We start from the raw sequence: 21,454 nt of genomic DNA on the forward strand, positions 1-21,454 counted from the left end.
CGTTCGCTATGGCGCATCAGCGCATAGACCCGCAACAGCTTGACCCCGCCCGCCGTCGTGGCGACACCGCCCCCCATCAAGGCAAGCCCCGCCAGGATCAACCCCGGAGAGGTCAGCCCTGACCAGCTGCGTGCCCCTTGCCATTGCACCGAATTCCATCCGGTCGTCGTCAGATAGCTCAGCCCGTTGAACAGCCCGCCCCATGCCGCACCCAAGGCACTGTCCAGCCGCGAGACCGGCCCCTCGCCCTTGGCACCGATTTCGATAGCACCGATGAAATGGCGCGCGAAAAGCACAATTGCCACGACGCTGACCACCAGCCCGGCCAGGCGCAATTCCGGGTCATCAAGCCAGCTTTCACTGGCGCGCAGCTCGCCGCCACCGGGCCAGAACCGCCGCGACAGTGCCGGGATCATAAAGATAAAGATCACCATCTCGCCGGGAACGCCGCTGTTGCTGCCGGTGCCCGAGCTAAGGGGCGAAATGGCGCTGGTCGAGAGCGTGCCCATCGCGCGGCTTAGCGCCAAAAGGCCCGGATCACCCAGCATCAAAAGCATCATCCACAGGGCCAGCGTCAGACCCAGATAGATCGGCAAAACCGCCTTTCCAACGCGCAAGACGCGCTGGACCGGATCGATCAACTCGCTTTGAAAGGCGGGCGACGACAAATGCCCCTGCTGTTCGCGCGGCACATCCGAGCGCGGCAGATGTTCATACCGCTCGGCACGGCCATAGGGGGCCGCCATGATTTCAAACCCGCCGATGCGCAGCGGCGCCAGAATTGCCGTCGCCGCTACCAGCATGAACAGACCGCCCATCCAGCCCACCAGCGCACGCCACAGATGCAAGGGCGCAGGCAGGGCCTCGGCCGAGTAAAGCGTGGCGCCCGTGGTGGTCAGGCAGGAAACCATCTCCCACCAGGCGTTGAAAAAGCCGGTGTCAGGCAAGGCATAGCTCATTGGCACGGCAAAAAGCGCGGGCAGGATCGTCATTGCCCCCACCACCGTCAGCAGCATGGCGCGCGTCGTATCCCCCGCAGGTGTCGCCAGTCCGGCAATCGCCGTCACCAGCGTCAGCACGAACATCACCAGCCCCGACATCGCAAAGATCGAGGCCAGTTCGCTGTCGTTCAATGCCGAGGCATAGCCCGCCGGCACCAGCATCGCCAAGCAGCCGATCCCGGCAAGGATGACCATCAACGGAAGGCGATCAAGAATGCTCACGGCGCCCGTCCCTTAGAAGAAGTCAATCGAGACCTGCAACAGCCGCTCGACCTCGGGCACATCCTTGGCCAGGGCAAAGATCACGACCAGATCGCCCTCTTCGATGCGCAAATTGCCATGTGGCTTGACGACCTTGCCATTCGGACCGCCCTTTTGCACCGCGCCCAAAAGCGCGCCTTCGGGAAAATCGATGTCGCGCACCGCCCGCCCCGAGATCGGAGAGGTCGATAACACCTGTGCCTCGATCGCCTCGGCCTCGGCATCGCCGATCGAATAGATGTCACGCACACGACCATGCCGGACGTGGCGCAAAATCGTCGAGACGGTGGTTGCGCGGGGGTTGATGAAGGCGTCGATGTCAAGCGCACCCATCAGCGGCATCATCGTCGGGTCATTGACCAAGGAGATCGCCAGACGCGCCCCCGCCTGCTTGGCGCGCACGCCCGCAAGAATATTGGTCTTGTCATCTTCGGTCACGGCAACCACCGCATCCGCGCGCGGCACGCCGGCCTCTTCAAGCAGTTCCGCCGACAGCCCGTCGCCGTGCAAAACGATGGTGCGGTCAAGCTGATCGGCGGCCTCTTCGGCGCGGTCGCGGTCGCGCTCGATCAGGCGGGTGCGGATGCGTTCGGGGCGGCGCTCAAGTTCCTGAGCCACCGACAAGCCGACATTGCCTGCGCCGATAATCACCACGCGCTCTTGTTTTTCCGGGGGCTTGCCAAAGATTTCCAGCGTGCGATCTACGTCGCTGGCGCCGGTAAAGACATAGATCTGATCGCCCTCGAACAGCTGATCGCCCGGATCCGGCGCGAACAGCTTACCATTGCGACGCACCCCCGCGACAATCGCCGTCAGGGTCGGAAACATCTCATCAAGCTGGCGCAGCGGTGTGTTCAGGGCCGCGCAATCGCCCTCTAATGCGATGCCAAGCAAATGCAATTTGCCCTCAAGAAAGGTCTCGGCATCAAAGGTCGAGGGGGCAGAAAGGCGTTGCAATACCGCCCGCGCGACCTCTCGTTCGGGGCTGATGACCACGTCGATCGGCAGATGATCGGTGCGGTAAAGATCGGAATAGATTGCATCAAGATAGGCCGATGAGCGCAGCCGCGCGATTTTGCGCGGCACCTGAAAGACGGTATGGGCGACCTGACAGGTCACCATGTTCACTTCGTCAGAATGGGTGGCGGCGATGACCAGATCGGCATCTCGGGCCCCTGCGCGGTCCAAAACGTCCGGGTGACTGGCAAAGCCCGTCACCCCTTGCACATCCAGCGCATCGGTCGCACGCCGGATCAGCTCGGCATTGGTGTCGATCACCGTCACGTCGTTGCGTTCATTCGACAGATGTCGCGCGATATGCCAGCCGACCTGACCAGCGCCGCAAATGATGATCTTCATATCGGTTCCGGTCCCGGCCTTGCTTTATGGCAGCACCAGCGGTGCCGCCGCGATTTATTATGGCGTCGAGGTCGTGAACATCGCGATCAGCGCATCAAGGCTGATCGGTCCAGGCCCCGCGAATGTCAAATACAGGAAAACGAAACAGAACAGAACTGCTGCCTCGCCGCCATTGAACATCGGATAGAAATCCTTGCGCGCATGGCCGATGAAATAGGCAAAGGCCGAAACGCCCGAGGCAAGGAAAGCCGCCGGCTCGGTGAACAGGCCGACCGTCAGCAATGCACCGCAGATCAGTTCGAAGATACCCGCGATCCAATAGACCGAGAACATCGCCGGGCGCAGGTCCGACTGGGGATAGTTCAGCAGCTTCATCGTGCCGTGGCACAGAAACAGCAGGCCCACCATGACCCGAAGCAGGCTAAGCATATAGGGGGTGTAATGTGTAAGATCCATTTGGGCGTCCCGGCAAGGGGTTGTCGTTAAGATACAACCCTCTCACCGAGCGACCAAATGCGAAAGGCCTATTTGCCCATCACCTCTTCTTCGACGCGAACGCCACCCACAACGCCCAGCGACTTAAGCTTGCGGTGCAGCGCCGAACGCTCCATGCCCACGAACTGCGCGGTACGGCTGATATTGCCGCCAAACCGGTTGATCTGAGAGATCAGATATTCGCGTTCGAACAGCTCGCGCGCCTCGCGCAGGGCCAGGCTGGTGATCTGCGGCCCCAAGGCCAAAGCTTCGCTGCTAGAGCCGCTGGTGCCTTGGGTTTCCAGCTCCGCCGGTTGGATTGGCCCGCTGCCATCGCCCAGAATCAGCACCCGCTCGATCACATTGCGCAGCTGGCGGATATTGCCCGGCCAGCGCATCGCCTGCAGCGCGGCTATGGTTTCTTCGGGCAATTCGCGCTGCGGCAGGCCTTGCGCGCCGTGGAATTCCTCGACGAAATGCTCGGCCAGAATCGAAATATCCTCGCGACGTTCGGCCAGCGAAGGCACGGCAATCGGCACGACGTTCAGGCGATCATAAAGCTCTTGCCGGAAACGCCCCGCCGAGATTTCGGTGGTCAGATCGCGATTGGTCGAGGAAATGACCCGCAAATCGACGCGCACCTTATCGGTACCACCCGCGCGGGTGAATTGCTGCTCGGTCAAGACGCGCAGCAGCTTGGGCTGCGTGCCCAAGGGCATATCTGCAACCTCGTCAAAATAGACGACACCGCCATGGGCCTGTTCCAGCAGGCCGGTTTCGATACCGCGCTCGGGGGTTTCGCGACCAAACAGCACGTCCTCCATACGCTCGGGCTCGATCGTGGCAGAAGAGACGACGATGAAAGGCTCATGCGCGCGCGGCGAATTGGCGTGGATATAGCGCGCCGCCAGCTCTTTGCCCGCCCCCGGCTCGCCGGTCAGCATGACGCGGCCGTTGGATTTGGAGACCTTATCCAGCTGATCGCGCAACCGTTTGATCGCGGTGGATTGGCCCAGCATCTCTGCCGATCGCGCATCGCCACGCTTAAGCGTCGCGTTCTCGCGGCGCAGGCGATTGGTTTCCATCGCGCGCGTGATCACAACCATCAACTGATCGATATTAAAGGGCTTTTCGATAAAATCATAAGCGCCCTGACGGATTGCGGCGACGGCGATTTCAATATTGCCATGTCCCGAAATAATCACGACAGGCACATCAGGATTGTTGCGCTTGACCTGTTTAAGAATGTCGATCCCGTCCATCTTGCTGTCCTTCAGCCAGATATCAAGGATCATCAATGCCGGCTCAGCGGTGTTAAGTTCCGCTATGGCCTGATCGGAATTCGCCGCCAGACGCGTGGCAAAGCCCTCGTCACGCAGGATATCCGAGACCAGTTCGCGGATGTCCTTTTCGTCGTCGACAATCAGAATATCGCTCATTTTATTGTTTCCTGCTCGGGTTTGTGTTGCCGCCGGTTTGCCGTGCGGACAGCCTGTCTTTCTCGCAAAAGCCGAACCTCGGCCATGGCACCCTGCCCTTCGGGCGCATCGGTCAGAATCAGGCTTCCGCCATGTTCTTCAACGATTTTTTTCACGATTGGCAAACCAAGCCCGGTTCCGCCGGGCTTCATCGTGACATAGGGCTCAAACAGCCGAGACCGATCTTCGGGCAGTCCGGGGCCGTTGTCGATGATGCGCACCGTGACATTGTCGGGTGCGACTTCCATGCTCAGGCGGATCTGCGGATGCCAGCCATCAGGGGCATTGGCGCGGTATTCCTCGACCGCCTCGCCTGCATTTTTCAAAAGGTTGGTAAAGACCTGGTTCATCATCCCCGGATCACAATCGACCTTGACCGGTTCGGCGGGAATATCGGCCTGCAAGGCGCCGTGCAGTGCATCTTGCTGCATCACCACCGCGTCCCGCAGCAGCTTGGCCAAATCGGTTTCCTTGCGGTCAGGTTCCGGCATCCGGGCAAAGCGCGAGAACTCGTCGACGATCCGGCGCAGGTCATTGGTTTGACGGATGATAACACCCGTGTATTGCTCTAGCGCTTCCAGATCGTCCCCGGCAACCTTGCTGAACTTGCGCTTGATGCGCTCGGCGGAAAGCTGGATCGGGGTCAGCGGGTTCTTGATCTCATGCGCAACGCGGCGCGCGACATCGCCCCAAGCGGCCATGCGTTGGGCCGACACCAGTTCGGTCACATCATCAAAGGTCACGACGTAACCCTCAAGGCCGCCAGCCGCGCCGCGCCGCACCGCGATGCGCACCAGCAGGCTTTCGATCTGCCCACTGCGCGACAGCCGGATCTCGTCCTGCACGACCTCGGCCACGGTCTGACCCTGCGACAGCCGCTCGAATAGGGCGGCGAATTCCGGCACGGCATCCGCCAAAAGCCGGTCGTGATCGCGGACAGGCTCAAGCCCCAGCACGCGCATGGCCGAACGGTTCAGAAAGTCGATCTCGCCGGCCGCATCCAGGCCGATGACCCCCGCCGTCACCGAGGACAGCACCGAATCAAACAGGCGGCGCTGCTCCTCGGCCGCGCCATAGCTTTGCAGCAATTCGACGCGTTGGGCCTTCAATTGCCGGGTCATCCGGTTGAAGGATTGGCCAAGGGTCTGAATTTCATCCCCGGTGTCAGCCTCGGGGATTTGCAGATCCAGATTGCCCTCGCCAACCTGAACCGAGGCGGCAGCCAAGCGCCCGATCGGGCGGGACAGCCGTTCGGCAAACCACAGGCCCAGCCAGATCGCCGCCGCGACCAGCAACAGCGCAAAGCCCAGATAAAGAAGCGAAAATTCGAACAGAACTCGCCCGCGCTCTTGCTCGAGACGTTGATAGTCGCCCACGGTTTTGCGCGTGTCATCCAAAAGCCCCAAAAGGCTGCCATCGACATCGCGGGTCACGTAAAGAAAGCGGTCCGCCAGCGGCGACAATGGCACCAGCGCGCGAAATTCATTGTTGGGCCAATCTTCGATCAAGGCCATGCCATCGGCGCTGGCCTCGTCGAATTCTTCTTGGTTTGGCGGCTCGTACCAGAACTGATAGCTGCGCTCGCCCCTGGCGCGGATCGTGCCGCGCCCGTCGATGACATAGGCCTCGCGCAGGCCACGCTGGATCAGCGCCTGCCCCTGCCCCAGCAATTGGCGCATCTCGCCATCATCCAGCATCGGATTGGCGCGCGCGGCCTGACGCAAGGCATCGGCCAGCAATTGCGCATCATTGGTCAGGTCGCGGCGATGCTCATCCTGATAGGCCTCGGCCGCAGCCAAAGAGCTAGAGACAACCGATTGCACCCGATTTGAAAACCACCCCTCAAGCCCGATGGTAAAGGTCAGGCCCGCGAAAACCGCTACCAGAACGGTCGGGATCAGTGCCACTGCCGCAAAAACGCCGACCAGTCGCATATGCAACCGCGACCCCGCTGCGGATTTGCGCCGCGCTGCCACGATCTGAACCATGCGCGCAGCAACCAGACCTGTCAGCAAGATCAAGTAGATCAAATCGGCCAGCAGCACGAGGCGCAGCGCCGTATCGCCGCCGGTTTCGCGACCAATCTCGCCCATAACGAAAAAGGTCAGCGCAGCAAGGACGGGTCCAAGGACCGCCAATCCTACCGCTGAGAAATTCTGAAGCCGACGTTGGCGCCGAAGGCGCTCCAGCCGGTCCCAGGTTCGTCTCGACAACGTTCCCGTCAACTGCTCTGTCTCCGCCACCGCTTCTCGCGGTTAAGTTGTGACCTCATTGCGACTAATTCGCGGTCATCTGTGGCGGTTTTACATCAGCTTACGGCGTCTTGTCACCTCGATATTAAGTTCGGTCAGCTTCTTGCGCAGTGTATTGCGATTTATTCCCAAAAGATCAGCGCATCGCAGCTGATTTCCGCCAGTCGCATCCAGGGCCAACTCGATCAAGGGGCGCTCGACCTCATTGATAATGCGGTCATAAAGCCCCGGCGGGGGCAGCTGGTCGCCATGCAGGTCGAAATATCGCTGCAAATGCATTTCAACCGATTGAGCCAGCGGTGATCCGCCGGTTTCGGCGTCGCTGCGCCCATCCGTCGACAGGGGCAAGCCATCGGCCATATTGCGAAAATGCGTATGGCTCGCACGGGTTTTCCCGTCATGGCTGCGCCCATCTGCGCCACGCGCAGTCGTCCCACCTTGGCCCAGATGCGCCATTTCAGCCGGGGCCAGAAGCGGCATCGGCATGGCTTGCGCCAGCGCGCCCTTGACCTCGGCCAAAGAGATTTCGGGGCCAGAAGCGGTCAGTGCCAATCGGCGCATCAGGTTTTCCAGCTCGCGCACATTGCCGGGAAAAGCATAGGCGCGCACCACCGCCATCGCCTGATCCGACAGCTGGCGCTGTGGCAACCCCTGTGCTGCGGCGCGTGCCAGCAGGTGGCGCGCAAGCGGGGGAATGTCATCGACGCGGGCGCGCAAGGGCGGCACGGTGATGGTGACACCCGCCAGCCGGAAATACAGATCCGCCCGCAGCCGCCCTTCTGCCACATCGGCCTGCGGCTCGGCCGAGGTTGTGGCAATCAGGCGCGGCGCATGGACCCGATCGGCCCCTGTTTCCCAGGCCTCGATAAAGCCGATCAGCCGTGCTTGCGCGGCATTGTCGAAAGAGGCCGGATCCTCGATCAAAAGGGTTCCGCCCCAGGCACGCTCGGCCGCGCGCTGAATTGCGCCCTCGCCCGTATCGGCCGAGGTCAGCACCGCCAGCCCCGCGTTTTTGCGGTCCGAGAAATCGTGAAATGAGCGTGCGACCATGGTTTTGCCCACGCCCGCCTCGCCGGCCACGATCACCGCCAGATCGGCATTCAGCACACGTGCCACCATGCGAAACAGATTTTGCATCGCCGGGGCATGGCCGATCAGTGGCAGCTGGGGATCGGTGCTTTCGCCGCTGGCGCCCGCCTGTGCCCCACCAGCACTTACCCCGGCCCCTGCACCTGCACCAGTACCGCCTATCCCGGGGCCGCCTGTCCCGATGCCGCCTGGACCTGTGCCACCCGTCACCACCCTACGCGGGCGCCGCGCCAATGCCTGGGCCGAGCGCGCCATCAGATCGGGCAGATCAAAGGGTTTGGGCAGATAGTCAAAGGCCTCGGCCTCGGTCGCGCGGATGGCGGTGACGATGGTGTTTTGCGCTGAGATCACGATCACGGGCAGATCAGGACGCAATGCGCGAATGGCGGGTATCGTGTCGATGCCATTGCCATCGGGCATCATCACATCCGTGATGACCAGATCGGCCCTGCCCTCCTCGACCCAGCGCAAGAGCTGGGTCAGGCTGCCAGTGGCGTGAACCCGACAGCCTGCGCGGGTCAAGGCCTGCGTCAGAACCGTTCTGATGGTACGGTCGTCATCGGCAATCAGAACGGTTCCATCCATCTGGGGTTCCTTCACGCTTTGGCTAGAGAGATACGGAAAATCGTGCGTCCGGGTCGTGAATCAACCTGCAGCCAGGCGCCGTGATCGGTCAGGATCTTGCTGACCAGGGCCAGGCCCAGACCCGTGCCGTTCTCACGCCCCGACACGAAAGGTTCAAAGACCTGATCAGCAATGGCCTCGGGGATGCCGGGACCGTCATCCTCGATCTCGATCTGAAGCGGCAAAGACAGACCCGCGGGGCGTTCCTCGCTGGGGGCGATGCGCAAGGCACCGTCGTAAAAGCTGCGCAGCCGGATCGTCCCGTCGGTACGTCCGTCCCGCGCCAATGCCTCGGCGGCGTTCTTGACCAAATTCATGCAGACCTGCACCAGCTGATCGCAATCGGCCAGGGCTGGCGGCAACGAGGGGTCGTAATCTGCAATCAGGCGCATGTTCTTGGCAAAACCCACCAGCGCCGAACGGCGAACACGCTCAAGGACGTCATGGACGTTGACGGGCGCGAAACGGGGGGCCGACGTGTCCCCAAAGCGCTCGACCTGCTCTAACAGCGCAACGATCCTGCGCGATTCCTCGACGATCAGATCGGCCAGATCCCGATCTTCGGCGGAAAGGTTCATCGCCAGCAGCTGTGCAGCACCGCGAATACCGGCAAGCGGGTTCTTGATCTCATGGGCCAGCATATCCGCCATGCCGATCGCGGTTCGCGCCGCAAGGCGCACCGCCATCCCCTGCCCCAGGCGGGTTGCGCCATCGGTTGGGGCGATCAGCATCATCACGCCGCCTTCCGGGCTGGCCACGGGACCAAGATGGATGGTGGCGCTGTGATCGATATGCCCACCCGCCCGGTCGCCGATCTCGAAGCGCACCCCGGTTCGGGTCAAGGCCTCGTGGCCGTCGCGTGCGCGCGCCAGCATCGGCCCGAGTGGCGGGAAAATACGCAGCCGCGTTTCCAAAGCTGCGCCCTGCAGCTCAAGGCCAAGGCTTGAGCGCGCGGACAGGTTCAAAAACGGCTCGGCCAGATCGTTCATTCCCGCAATCCGCCCCTCGCTGTCGATAATCAGCGCCGCTAGGGGCAATCTGGACCAGTTTGGTCCGATCTGGGCGGGAATGAAGGGGGTCATGAGGGCAGGCTTTCGGCCAATGCTTGCGCGGCCGCGTCGGGAGCCTTGGCATCTGGGGCGACTGTTTCATTTGCGCCAACCGTCGCATGTGGACCAGCGGCATCAGCAAATCCCGCGCGAATGGCGGCAAAGGTGGCGGCGATGTCGGGTGCGCGCAACAGTTCGGCACGATTGGGGGCGCCATTTGCCTCGGCGTACCAGCCCAGATGCTTGCGCGCCACGCGCAGGCCAAGGGTCTCGCCATAAAACGACAAGATATCCTCGTAATGACAGGCCACCGCATCCGCCAATGCGCCCGCTTGCGGCACCACAGGTGGCTTTGTGCCCCACAGCTCATGCGCGATCTGTGCGAGCCGCCACGGCGCGCCCTGCGCGCCCCGCCCCACCATGACCGCATCAGCCCCCGATTGCGCAAACGCGTGCCGGGCCGAGGCCGCATCGACAATATCGCCATTGGCCACCAGCGGGACCGCACCCGCCAAAACATCGCGCACCGCACGGATTGCCGTCCAATCGGCCTGTCCGGTATAGAACTGCGCGCGCGTGCGCCCGTGAACGGTGATCATTCGCGCCCCTGCCGCGACTGCGCGCTGCGCCAGTTCGGGGGCATTCAGGCAATCACTGTCCCAGCCCAGCCGCATTTTCAGCGTGACCGGCAAATCAACGGCGCCGACGACGGCATCAATCAGCCGCAAGGCATGATCCAGATCGCGCATCAAGGCAGAGCCCGACAGCCCGCCCGTGACCTTCTTGGCAGGGCAGCCCATGTTGATGTCGATGATCCGCGCGCCCATTCCCGCCACGATCCGTGCAGTTTCAGCCATCGCCCCGGCCTCGCGGCCCGCAATCTGGACCGAGACGGGCAGCTCGCCCTCGGTCAAGGCCTTGGCCCGCACCGAGGCCCGATTTGAGGGACGTGGCGTCACCATCTCGGAAGAGGCCACCATTTCGCTGACCATCAGCCCTGCGCCCCCATGGCGCGCCACCGCGCGGCGGAAGGGCAGATCGGTGATCCCTGCCATCGGCGCCAGAAAAACCGGGGCGCCAAGCGGGCTATCGCCAAGAAGGATCGGGTCGGGCAAGGTCATGACTATCTCGTAAGTTCGTGCCACAGCCGGGAAAAGCGCGCGCGGCACAGGGCGGACAGCGATTCCGGCTGGACGGATGTTTTTGCCCGATTTAAGTGCATAGTGCACGAAAAACAGGCATTGGAATAGCGGACCCGTACCGGCCAAATGTCGCAGCTTTGCTTTGAACCCGTCGCATCTTTGCTGGCAAGCCATAAATAGTCTAGGCAAGTTGGCCCCACGGCCAATGTGCCGAAGTGAAGGAGAGATGCCATGTTCCTGTCGGTCTTCGACATGTTCAAAATCGGGGTCGGCCCGTCCTCGTCCCATACAATGGGCCCGATGGTCGCGGGGGCGCGGTTTCTCGACAAACTGCGCGCGCAGCCCTTTAAGGCCCATGGCCTGCGCGCAAGCCTGCATGGCAGCCTTGCCTTTACAGGCAAAGGCCATGCCACCGATCGCGCGACCATTCTTGGTCTGGCCGGATTCGAGCCCGCGACAATGGATGCCGAAAAGGCCGAAGCGGCACTGGCGGCGAACCGCCAGACCCGCGAGCTGACGCCAAAGGATCTGGGGGTTCTCAGCTTTGACCCCGAAACCGACTTGATCTTTGACTATGACCGCGCGCTGCCCGGCCATGCCAATGGCATGATGCTGTTTGCCACTGACAGCCAGGGCGACGTCATCTTGCAGGAAACCTATTATTCCATCGGCGGCGGCTTTGTCATGACCGAGGCAGAGCTGGCGGCCAAAGGCGATGACACGCGCACCGACGCCACGCCCCGCGTGCCCTATCCTTTCTCGCTGGCCAGCGAGATGCTTGAAATGGCCGAGAAATCGGGAAAATCCATCGCGCAGATGAAGATGGAAAATGAGCGCGCCTATCGCTCGGATGCCGAAATCCGCGACGGGATCATGAAGATCTGGCAGGTGATGCGCGATTGCATGGACCGCGGCCTTAGCACGGGCGGCACGCTGCCCGGCGGGCTGAACATCCGCCGCCGCGCGCCCGCCATTCTGGAAAGCCTCAAGCGAGAGGCCGGGATGAACCTGACCGCACCCCATGTCATCAACGACTGGATGTCGACCTATGCCATGGCCGTGAACGAGGAAAATGCCGCAGGTGGACAGGTTGTCACCGCCCCCACCAATGGCGCGGCGGGCGTCGTGCCTGCCGTCATCCGCTATTGGCTGGACCATGTGCCCGGCGCATCCGAGCGTCAGGTTCCCGATTTCTTGCTGACAGCCTCGGCAATTGGTGGGCTGGTCAAGCACAATGCCTCGATCTCGGGGGCCGAATGCGGTTGTCAGGCCGAGGTCGGCTCGGCGGCGGCAATGGCTGCAGCGGGGCTGGCTGCGGTCTTGGGCGGCACGGTCGAGCAAGTCGAAAATGCGGCTGAAATTGCGCTGGAACATCACCTTGGCATGACCTGCGATCCGGTCAAGGGGCTGGTGCAGGTCCCCTGTATCGAGCGCAACGGCCTTGGCGCGATCAAGGCGGTTTCTGCCGCCAGCCTTGCCCTGCGCGGCGATGGCAAGCATTTCGTACCGCTGGATGCGGCGATCGAAACCATGCGCCAGACCGGCCAGGACATGTCCGAAAAGTACAAAGAGACCTCTTTGGGGGGGCTGGCGGTCAACGTCCCCAACTGCTGAGGCCAAATGCACGGCCGGGCTTTGCCCCACGGACCAGCGCCAAAGGCGCAAACCGTAGGGGCAGGCCCAATGGCCAGGCTCGGGGCCAGACTATGGGCCAGACTGTGGCCCAGACCATGGGTCAAACCCGCAGGCCAGCGCGCAAGTTTGCCTGATCCAAGGACATACAATCACAAGGCGAGTGGGGCTTTTAGGCCCCATTCTCGGCGCAGGCTTGCCGAGGCTTTGCTATCAGTTCTTGCTCCAAAGCGGGGCATCATGTAGCCAAGAAGAAAAGAAAACCCCTAGGAACCGGGACAGCCAACATGAAATTCCGTCCAGCATTTGCGGTGCTGTCGATGACTTTGGCGCTTGCGGCCTGCGGCAGCGAGATGCCTTGGCTCAAGAAAACCGCCGAGCCAGAGGTCGCACAGGGTCACAGCGGCCCCCCGACCGTATCGCCCATCGATCAGCCCATCGAAACCGGCGGCGAGATCCGCGCAATTTCAACGGCAGATGCTGCCACGATGGCTACGAAAATGTTCCGCGCCTCGGGTCAGGGTTGGGTTGCGACCGCAGGCGACAGCTCGGTCGTCTATGAGCGTCCCGGCCAGAAGTCGGTGGGCGTCACCACCCGCCGCATGACCTATGCACGCGGCGTGGAATTCATCGGCGTCATGAGCGGCAAGCCCTTCTCGCTGAACGTGCAATCGGCTGAATGTACCGACGCCTCGGGGGCGAAACATCCCTTTACCGCACGCCTGACGGCTGCAGGCGCCAAGCTGACCGGCTGCGCCGATGCGACCGAGACGATGCCGAAAGCGCAGATCAAGGCCTCTAGCGCCACCGCCAAGCCGAAAGCCGCAAAACCGGCGGCACCCAAGGCTGCTGCGCCCAAACCTGCGGAAACCACCCCCGCAGAGGCAAGCGCCGCAACGACGACCCCAGCGACTTCGCCAGCAAGCACCACGCCTGCAACCACCGCACCGGCAAGCACCGCACCAGCAAGCACCAGCACGCCTGATGCAGCAGGTTCCAGCACGGCACCGGCAACAACGCCGGCAACCACGACCGCACCGGCCACCACCCCGGCTGCTTCGGAAACCACGGCACCTGCGAGCACCCCTGCCCCGGCAGCAACGCCCGCACCGGCACCGACCACCCCGCAGGTGACAGCCCCGGTCGTGATCCCGACCCCGGCGGCACCCGCAACCCCTGCAGCACCGGCCGAAACGACGGCTCCGGCTGCGGGCACCACGAACTGATCTCAGCCTGCGAGCTGAGATGATCCCATGGTCCGCCCGTCTTTTCGGACGGACCGCCTCTTTCCAGCGCACCTCTCCGGGAAAATGTCCCGAAAGGATCCTCCAATGCCATTGCACTCGCCCCTGATCCGTCGATTGCTGACCTCGGCCCTGCCGGTTTCACTGCTGCTGGCCTCGGGCACAGGGGTCGCAGTGGCCGAGCCCATGCTCGGCACGAATATGAACAGCTACGGCCTGCCCGGCGGCGTCGAGACGCCCACGGCCGAGGGGCTGGCAGATGGCACGATCTCGGGCACGATTTCCGTGACTGAGCTGGGGCGCCGCAACAACGTGGTGTTCCAGCTGCATCCGCGCATCACCACCGGTCTGCGCTATTCCCGCGTCTCGGGGATCGATGACCACAATAAAATGGGTCACATCTGGGACCGTTCCTTCGACATCCGCTTTCAGGCGATTGACGCCGAGGGCTGGCGTCCGGCCGTGGCCATCGGGCTTCAGGACTTTCTGGGCACGGGCGTCTATTCCGGCGAATATATCGTCGCAACCAAGGATCTGACCCCCTCCGTTCGCGCCAGCGTCGGTTTGGGCTGGGGCCGTTTGGGCGGCCATCAGCGCCCGCTGGACGCCGATGACGAAGGTGGCAGCCCCAATATCCGCGACTGGTTCTCGGGCAGTGCCCGGCCCTTTGGCTCGATTTCGTGGCAGGCCAATGACAAGCTGCGCCTGGTCGCTGAATATTCGAACGACCGCTATGAGCGTGAAACCGAAAACGGCGATGAGCCGCCAAATCGGCGCTATAATCTGGGCGCATATTACCGCTTTGGCGAGGCCTATGAGCTGGGCCTTTACACCCTTGGCGGCGATGTTTTCGGTGCCCAGTTCAGCTTTGCGCTGAATGCGCGCAACTCGCCCTATCCGTCGGGCTTGGAAAAGGCCCCCGCCCCGGTGCGCCCGCGCCCCGCGCCATCGGCCGACCCCGAGGGTTGGGCCGGGCATTGGGCACAAGATCCGACCGCACAGCCCGCGATCCAGACCGCTTTGGCCGATGCGCTGAAAGCCGAGGGGCAACAGCTGCAATCCATGGCGCTGTCGGCCAATCGCGCCGAGGTCCGTATTCAGAACAACCGTTATATCAACCAAGCCGAGGCAATCGGGCGGACCGCGCGTCTGATGACCCGCGCACTGCCGCCTTCGGTTGAAACGCTGGTGATCACCTCGACCAATAGCGGCATGGCGACCTCATCGGTGACGATCCGCCGCTCGGATGTCGAGCGGCTGGAAAACACCGAGGCGGGCCAGATCGCGGCTGTCGCACAGCTTAGCGACGCTGATCCGCGTCCGGGTGATCTGGTGGCGACACCGGGGCTTTACCCGCGTTTCCGCTGGGGTCTGGCACCCTATCTGGATCTTGGCATTTTCGACCCACAAGATCCGCTGCGCTATGAGGTCGGTGCAGAACTGAAGGCCAGCTACGAGCTGTCGCCGGGTCTGATCCTAAGCGGCTCGGTGCGCCAGCGCGCCTTTGGTTCGATGAAGCAGCGCGGACCGGGGATTCCCTGTCAAGCTACAGAGACACGCGAAGAAATCCCCCCCCCAGGCATGGATCGTTGCGGTAGGGGCAAGCATTACACGCCCGACGAATATGTATCGAATCCGGACTATGAGACGCTGAACGGCGTGCCGCGCGTGCGTTCGGATACGCGGATGTATACCGGCAACCACAGCCCCACCATCCCCGAGCTGACCCTGGCATGGTACGCCAAGCCCGGCCGCGAGGTTTACAGCCGTGTCACCGTCGGCTTGCTCGAGCGCGCCTATGGCGGCGCCTCGGGAGAGCTGTTGTGGAAACCGGCCGATGCACCCTATGCGGTTGGCGTCGAGGTGAACCGCGTGCGCAAACGTGACTTCGAAGATGCGTTCAAATTCCGCGATTACGAAGTCACCACGGGCCATGTCTCGTTCTATTACGAATTCGCCTCGGGCTATTCGGCGCAGCTGGATGTCGGCCAATATCTGGCGGGCGACAAGGGCGCGACCGTGACCTTGACCCGCGAATTCGCCAATGGCTGGCGCGTTGGCGCCTTTGCCACCAAAACCGACCTCAGCGCCGAGGAATTCGGCGAGGGCTCGTTTGACAAGGGCATCACCTTGCAGGTGCCGCTGGCATGGGCCACCGGTTCGCCCTCGCGCGATCGTGTCAGCACCACGCTGCGCTCGCTGTCTCGCGATGGCGGTGCCAAGGTCAACGTCAACGGCCGCCTTTATGAAAAGGTTCGCGATGCGCAATCGGTCAAACTGTATGAAGGCTGGGGGAGATTCTGGCGATGACTTCGGCTTTTATGCGTAACCGCGCACTACCTTCGGCCCTGCTGGTAGCACTTGTCGGGCTTTCCGCCTGTGGCAACGACAAAGAGGCGACCGCCACCAGCCCGATCGCAATCGCCGGGCAGGTCGCCAAGCAAACCGCGGGCGATTTCGGTCTGGGTGGAAAAAAGGCTGAACCCGCCCCCGCGCGCTCGCCCGAGCAAATGGCCGCAGAAGCACTTCAGGTCAATGCCGGGCCACTGATCTTGGTGAATTTCGAATCGCTTGGCCGCTCGCAGGTAATGGCCATGACCGGGCAGAATGGGGCCATGCGCACCTATATGGCCCCCTCGAAAGAGGCGGTTATTCTGCGTCAGGGCATGCTGATCGGCACGCGCGGGCTGGGCAATGACATGTCCACCACCGAAGCCCAGACCGAGCCGCTGATCCGTGCAGGCCGCGCGGGGCAAGGGCAGCGCACGATCCGCTATTACAGTGGCGATTCCAAAGAACGCCCCTTGGAATTCACCTGTTCGACCGGCCCCGGCCCCAAAGCGGGCGTGATGGTCGAGGATTGCACGGGCCACGGTGCCAGCTTTCAAAACAGCTATATTTCGCAAGCTGGGCAAATCACCGTTTCGCGTCAATGGGCTGGCCCATTGGGCTATCTGACCATTCAAACACTGCGGCCGTGATGATCGGCGGGCAGATGTCCCCCGCCCCATCTTTCCTGAAAAACGCAAAAACCGGCCCTTTAGGCCGGTTTTTTCATCTGAACAGAGCCACATCCACAAGATGGGGCAGAGGCGAGAGTGCAGCTTGGTATTTGCCCACCGCCGATGTGCAATCGGGCGCGGTCACCGCCGCAAACCGATGCAGAAATAGCAAAGGGGCCGACCAATGGTCGGCCCCTGAACTGTCCAGAACCGAAGTTCTGTTCAGCGATTAGCTGTCGTCGTCGTCCGATGCAACAGCGGCGATAACGCCGAGCAGCAGCAGAGCCGGGACAACCAGGCCAGCGTTCGACGACGCCGGTTTCTGGTCAACAACAACCGGCTCGACTTCGACGACCGGGGCAACGTAGCCGCCAGCAAGAGCGGTCGAAGCCGTCAGGCCCAGAGCGAGGGCGAAAGTAGCAAATTTGGTCATGATCATGCTCCGTTCAGTATTTTTGAAGGCTGCTGTACCCAGCAACATCTTGAGGACAGTCGCATAAAGGGCATCACTTGGAAAGCGGGATTGATCGATTACCTGCGCGGCATTCCCCTAACTGTTGCATAATGGCAATCACCAGCACAACCATACCAAAGGCGTTAAAAGGTTCCCTCACTCCAAGGTGATCGGCAATCTGCTGCCAATCTAGCCCTTCCTAAGCCAACCCATTAAAGACAAAGCATAAATCGCCGCTGCGGCGACAATGATCGAGGGGCCCGCAGGCGTATCCAGCCGCAGACTGGCCCCCAGCCCCCCCACGACCGCCAAGGCGCCAAAAAGGCTTGCAATGATGGCCATCTGCTCGGGCGTGCGCGAAAATCCCCGCGCGGCAGCCGCGGGTATGATCAGCATGGCCGAGATCAGCAAGGCGCCGACGATTCGAATTGCAATGGCCACAACCAAGGCCAGCGCCATCGACAAGATCAGCCGCTCTAACCCCGGGCGGATGCCCGCAGCCATGGCCAGCTCTTCGTTGACCGAGACCGTGACCAGCCGCTGCCAACGCCATATCAGCACGCCCAGCACCGTCAGCGCCCCCGCCCAGATCCAGCCCAGATCACCGCGCCCGACCGCCAGAATATCGCCAAACAGAAAGGATTGCAGATCCACGCGCAGATTGGGCACAAAGCTGACCGCGACCAGCCCCAGGGCCAACGAGGAATGCGCAATCACCCCCAGCACACTATCCAGCGCCTGCCCGCGCCCGGATAGCCATGTCACCAGCACCGCCATCAGGACCGCCACCAGCAATGTGCCCAGATAAAGCGGCACCGGGCTGACAAAACTTAGCGCCACGCCCAAAATGGCGGCATGTGAAAGGGAATCGCCGAAATAGGCCATTCGCCGCCAGACCACGAAAGATCCCAGCGCGCCTGTTGCCAGCACCAGCCCCAGCCCCGCCAAAATCGCGCGGGTCAAAAAATCATCGAGCATGTTCAAAGACCCTGTCTTTGCGAGGCGGTTTCGGTTGTCTGTCCATGGCCATGGCCGCCTTCGGCATGGTCGTGTCCGTGGTGGTGGTGGGCGCCATGGCCGTGACCATCGCCGTGATCGTGATCGTGATCGTGATCGTGATCGTGGTCATGATCGTGGTGATGCTGATAAAGGGCCAGCATTCCTTGGGATTCGGCGCCAAACATCGCGCGATAGGCCGGGGCGGCGCTGACATCTTGCGGCGTGCCTTCGCAGCAAATATGGCCGTTCAGACAGATCACCCGATCCGAGGCGCGCATCACCACCAAAAGGTCATGGCTGACCATCAAGACCGCCGCCCCGGTTTCGGCGCGCACATCCTCGACCAATTTGTAAAAGCCGACCATGCCGGGTTGATCCAACCCCTGTGTCGGCTCATCCAGGACCAGCAATTGCGGATGGTTCAACAGCGCACGCGCCAGCAAGACACGCTGAAACTGCCCGCCCGACAGCCCGACCAGCTGGCGCTTTTCCAGCCCCGGAACCCCGGTGCGCACCAGCATCGCCGCCGCCAGCGCCGGATCGACGCGGTGAGGCAGTGACAAAAAGCGCGACACCGTCATCGGCATGGTCTGCTCGATATGCACCCGCTGGGGCACATAGCCGATACGCAATCCCGGTCTGCGCGTCACCTTGCCCGCAGCCGGGGTCAGATGGCCCAGCATCGCGCGAACAAAGGTCGATTTTCCCGAACCATTCGGCCCGACCACCGTCACGATTTCCGCAGGACGAATGGCGAAATCCACGTCGCGCAGCACCGGGGTTTCATTCCCCGGCGGTCGAATCGTCAGGCCGCGCGCTTCGATCAAGGGGGTATCGGCAGCTTGTCGGCTCGGTTCCCGGGCGCTCATGCCTCGGCCTCGGCGCAGATCGCGCAAAGGCCCAAGGCCTCGACCGTGGCACGTTCGACCTGAAAGCCGGTGATGGCGCCAAGATTGCCCAAGGCCTGCCGAAGCTCGGGCGCATCTGATTCGGCCACTTTTTCGCACGAGCGACAGATCAAAAACACCGGCGCATGATCGCGATCAGGCGAGAGACATGCCGCATAGGCATTCAGCCGCTGGACGCGATGGGCCAATCCCTGCGCCACCAGAAAATCCAGCGCGCGATAGGCCACAGGTGGCTGATTGCCAAACCCATCCGCAGACAGCCGCTCGAGCACCTCATAGGCACCCATGGCGCGATGCGATTCGAGCAAGATCTCGAGGGTGCGTTTGCGCACCGGAGTCAGGCGGACACCATCGGCGGCGCTTTGCTGGATCGCGCGCTCTAGCGTCTGGGCCGCACAAGCGGCGTGGTCATGGTCATCGAATGGGTCGATCGGTTCGACCGGGTCGTGACGAGAGGGAGGCGCGACTGTCATTTTGTTACACTATTACATTTTTGATTGACTTGTTACTGTATAACATAAATAGATGTCAGCGATCCGCAAGTTCCGAGAGAGCAATGACCCACTTTTGTCTGCCGCAAATTTCCGTTGCCCTGATGGCATTGGCCGCAACCACCCTTGGCGCCCCTCTGGCCCAGGCTGCGCCGCCAAATGTGGTCACCGATATTCCCATCGTCAGCTCGCTTGTATCCGAGGTCATGGGCGATCTGGCCCAGCCTCAGGCGCTTTTGCCCTCGGGGGGGGATCCGCATGATTATCAGCTGCGCCCCAGCCAGGCGCGCGCGGTCGAGGCGGCTGATCTGCTGATCTGGGTCGGCCCTTCCCTGACCCCTTGGATGGCACGGGCCCGCGAAAATCTGGCTGTGGGCAAGGCCTCGGTCGAGCTGCTGTCGCTGCCTGGCACCAAATTGCGCGACTTTGGCCCCGGCGGCGAGCATCAGAGCGCCGAACACGACCAAGCCAAGCCAGATGGCGAGCATGAGCACGACCATGACCATGACCATGACCATGAAGGGCATAGCCATAGCGGCGTTGACCCCCATGCCTGGCTTGATCCCGACAATGCCAAGATCTGGCTGAAGGGCATTGCCGAGGATCTGGCCACCGCGGACCCCGAGCATCGTGGCGATTATTATCGCAATGCCGGTCAGGCAGCTGCGCGAATCGGCCAGCTAGAGGGGCAGATCAGCGCCCAACTGGCCCCCGCTCAGGGCAAAAGCTTTATCGTGATGCATGACGCTTATGGCTATTTCACCAGCCGATTCGGACTGGCCCCGGCGATTGCGATTTCGCATGGCGATGCTCAGGCCCCATCCGCGGCGCGCCTGCGCGAGATCAAGACCGATCTGGCCGCCTCAGGCGCGGTTTGCGCCTTTGCCGAGCAAAATCACGATGCCCGTCTGATCGACGCCGCGATCGAGGGCAGCGGCATTCGTTTGGGCCAGCCACTGGACCCCGAGGGCACAGCCCTGCCCCCCGGTCCCGAGCTTTACCGCGAAACCCTTGGCAAGCTTGCGCAAAATATCGCGGATTGCCTTAACCAATAAACCTTATTGATTTCAATGCTCTTTCAGGATTCCTCCGATCCAAGAAAGGGCTGAAAGGGACGGTCAGAGCGCAAGTTCTGGCCGTCTTTTTAATTTCCGACAATTTCCCTTTGACATTCCAGAGTGATTTAGTCAGATTAAATTCAACGCGACATCGAAAGGACACGGAAATGACCGCGACACGCCCTGCCGAATTTTCCCGCCCCGGGATCACCGCCCTGCACCGCCTGCCCGAACATGACGCGACCCAATTGACCAGCGGCGGCAATCAGGCGCTGATCGTGCTGGGCGATCAGGTCTATAACCTGCGCATCACCCGTGCGGGCAAGCTGATCCTGACCAAGTAATTCCAAGACCTCTGGCCGCCCTCTCTCTCATTCCAAACGGCCAAAAGAAAAGCGCGCCCCAGTGATGGGCGCGCTTTTCCTTTTTCGATCGCAACGGGCAGAAAAGGCCGCATTGTTCACGGCGCATCAACGCGGCCAATCACAAGAAAAAGCCGGCAGAGTTTCCCCCGCCGGCCCTTGTTTAATTGGTCGCGCAATCAGCCGCGTGGCTTATAGGGGCCTTTGCCACCCGGGCGCGGCGCCCCACCCGAGCGCGGCGCAAACGGCTTGCGATCTCCGTCCTGACGCGGCGCGTAGGGTTTGCGATCACCGTCTTCACGCTTGACCCAAGGCTTGCGGTCGCCGTCCTGACGCGGAGCGTAGGGTTTGCGGTCCCCATCTTCGCGCTTGGCCCAAGGCTTGCGGTCGCCGTCCTGACGCGGGGCGTAGGGTTTGCGGTCCCCGTCTTCGCGCTTGGCCCAAGGCTTGCGGTCACCGTCCTGACGCGGAGCGTAGGGTTTGCGGTCCCCATCCTCGCGCTTGGCCCAAGGCTTGCGATCACCGTCCTGACGCGGGGCGTAGGGTTTACGATCACCGTCTTCGCGCTTGGCCCA

At 62.2% G+C, this 21,454-nt stretch carries 18 protein-coding genes and 1 pseudogene; 6 read left to right on the forward strand and 13 right to left on the reverse strand.

Annotation, left to right across the window (positions count from 1 at the left end):
* From RTS12_RS14195 to dusB, 8 genes are all read right to left on the reverse strand, one after another.
* Positions 1–1,223 (reverse strand): TrkH family potassium uptake protein (locus RTS12_RS14195; protein ID WP_312529631.1); only part of this gene is annotated, 1,223 nt, incomplete at its 3' end.
* A 12-nt stretch (positions 1,224–1,235) separates the two neighbouring features.
* Positions 1,236–2,621 (reverse strand): Trk system potassium transporter TrkA, encoded by a 1,386-nt coding sequence (trkA, locus tag RTS12_RS14200; protein WP_312529633.1) that lies wholly within the window; start codon positions 2,619–2,621, stop codon positions 1,236–1,238.
* Positions 2,622–2,678: 57 nt separating this feature from the next.
* Complete coding sequence (locus RTS12_RS14205; RefSeq protein ID WP_312529635.1) at positions 2,679–3,077, reverse strand: DoxX family protein; 399 nt, start codon at positions 3,075–3,077, stop codon at positions 2,679–2,681.
* 68 nt (positions 3,078–3,145) lie between these two features.
* A complete protein-coding gene (locus RTS12_RS14210; RefSeq protein WP_312529637.1) occupies positions 3,146–4,534 on the reverse strand; it encodes a sigma-54 dependent transcriptional regulator in 1,389 nt (462 codons plus the stop codon).
* Positions 4,531–6,798, reverse strand: coding sequence for an ATP-binding protein (locus tag RTS12_RS14215; protein ID WP_409455687.1), 2,268 nt, complete (start codon positions 6,796–6,798; stop codon positions 4,531–4,533). The genes RTS12_RS14210 and RTS12_RS14215 overlap by 4 nt, the downstream gene beginning before the upstream one ends.
* 78 nt (positions 6,799–6,876) lie before the next feature.
* Entirely contained in the window at positions 6,877–8,499 is a 1,623-nt protein-coding gene (locus RTS12_RS14220) for a response regulator (RefSeq protein WP_312529641.1), read from the reverse strand.
* Between the two features lie 11 nt (positions 8,500–8,510).
* On the reverse strand, positions 8,511–9,620 hold the full coding sequence (locus RTS12_RS14225) for an ATP-binding protein (RefSeq protein ID WP_312529643.1): 1,110 nt from the start codon (positions 9,618–9,620) through the stop codon (positions 8,511–8,513).
* Positions 9,617–10,708 carry a tRNA dihydrouridine synthase DusB gene (dusB, locus tag RTS12_RS14230; protein ID WP_312529645.1) on the reverse strand — a complete coding sequence of 364 codons (1,092 nt, stop codon included), beginning with the start codon at positions 10,706–10,708 and terminating at the stop codon, positions 9,617–9,619. Before dusB ends, RTS12_RS14225 begins: the two co-directional genes overlap by 4 nt.
* 252 nt (positions 10,709–10,960) lie before the next feature.
* Here dusB and RTS12_RS14235 point away from each other — a divergent pair, with 252 nt between their 5' ends.
* The 4 genes from RTS12_RS14235 (at position 10,961) to RTS12_RS14250 (ending at position 16,586) form a co-directional block, all read left to right on the forward strand.
* Positions 10,961–12,343, forward strand: a complete 1,383-nt coding sequence (locus tag RTS12_RS14235) for an L-serine ammonia-lyase (RefSeq protein ID WP_312529647.1) — start codon at positions 10,961–10,963, stop codon at positions 12,341–12,343.
* Positions 12,344–12,648: 305 nt separating this feature from the next.
* Positions 12,649–13,587 (forward strand): hypothetical protein, encoded by a 939-nt coding sequence (locus RTS12_RS14240; RefSeq protein ID WP_312529649.1) that lies wholly within the window; start codon positions 12,649–12,651, stop codon positions 13,585–13,587.
* A 105-nt stretch (positions 13,588–13,692) separates the two neighbouring features.
* Positions 13,693–15,915 (forward strand): YjbH domain-containing protein, encoded by a 2,223-nt coding sequence (locus tag RTS12_RS14245; RefSeq protein ID WP_312529650.1) that lies wholly within the window; start codon positions 13,693–13,695, stop codon positions 15,913–15,915.
* Positions 15,912–16,586, forward strand: a complete 675-nt coding sequence (locus RTS12_RS14250) for a YjbF family lipoprotein (RefSeq protein ID WP_312529651.1) — start codon at positions 15,912–15,914, stop codon at positions 16,584–16,586. Before RTS12_RS14245 ends, RTS12_RS14250 begins: the two co-directional genes overlap by 4 nt.
* A 250-nt stretch (positions 16,587–16,836) precedes the next feature.
* Here RTS12_RS14250 and RTS12_RS14255 read toward each other — a convergent pair whose 3' ends face one another.
* The 4 genes from RTS12_RS14255 to RTS12_RS14270 all read right to left on the reverse strand — a co-directional run bounded on the left by RTS12_RS14255 (position 16,837) and on the right by RTS12_RS14270 (position 19,441).
* Positions 16,837–17,040: a hypothetical protein gene (locus RTS12_RS14255; RefSeq protein WP_409455686.1), complete on the reverse strand. Its 204-nt coding sequence runs from the start codon at positions 17,038–17,040 to the stop codon at positions 16,837–16,839.
* Positions 17,041–17,250: 210 nt separating this feature from the next.
* The gene (locus tag RTS12_RS14260; protein ID WP_312529653.1) at positions 17,251–18,039 is read right to left on the reverse strand and encodes an iron chelate uptake ABC transporter family permease subunit; all 789 of its coding nucleotides are present in this window, start codon (positions 18,037–18,039) and stop codon (positions 17,251–17,253) included.
* Between the two features lie 2 nt (positions 18,040–18,041).
* Entirely contained in the window at positions 18,042–18,929 is an 888-nt protein-coding gene (locus RTS12_RS14265; protein WP_312529654.1) for a metal ABC transporter ATP-binding protein, read from the reverse strand.
* The gene (locus tag RTS12_RS14270) at positions 18,926–19,441 is read right to left on the reverse strand and encodes a Fur family transcriptional regulator (protein ID WP_312529655.1); all 516 of its coding nucleotides are present in this window, start codon (positions 19,439–19,441) and stop codon (positions 18,926–18,928) included. The genes RTS12_RS14265 and RTS12_RS14270 overlap by 4 nt, the downstream gene beginning before the upstream one ends.
* 83 nt (positions 19,442–19,524) lie before the next feature.
* Between RTS12_RS14270 and RTS12_RS14275 the strand changes: the two genes are divergently transcribed.
* Positions 19,525–20,514 (forward strand): metal ABC transporter solute-binding protein, Zn/Mn family, encoded by a 990-nt coding sequence (locus RTS12_RS14275; protein WP_312529657.1) that lies wholly within the window; start codon positions 19,525–19,527, stop codon positions 20,512–20,514.
* Positions 20,515–20,684: 170 nt separating this feature from the next.
* The gene (hemP, locus tag RTS12_RS14280) at positions 20,685–20,861 is read left to right on the forward strand and encodes a hemin uptake protein HemP (RefSeq protein WP_312529659.1); all 177 of its coding nucleotides are present in this window, start codon (positions 20,685–20,687) and stop codon (positions 20,859–20,861) included.
* Between the two features lie 197 nt (positions 20,862–21,058).
* On the opposite strand, the pseudogene RTS12_RS14285 reads toward hemP, so the two are convergent.
* Positions 21,059–21,454, reverse strand: a pseudogene (locus RTS12_RS14285) (RNA pseudouridine synthase); the annotation flags it as partial.

It is taken from the genome of Paracoccus sp. (in: a-proteobacteria) (assembly GCF_032007265.1).
Taxonomy (GTDB): Bacteria; Pseudomonadota; Alphaproteobacteria; order Rhodobacterales; family Rhodobacteraceae; genus Paracoccus.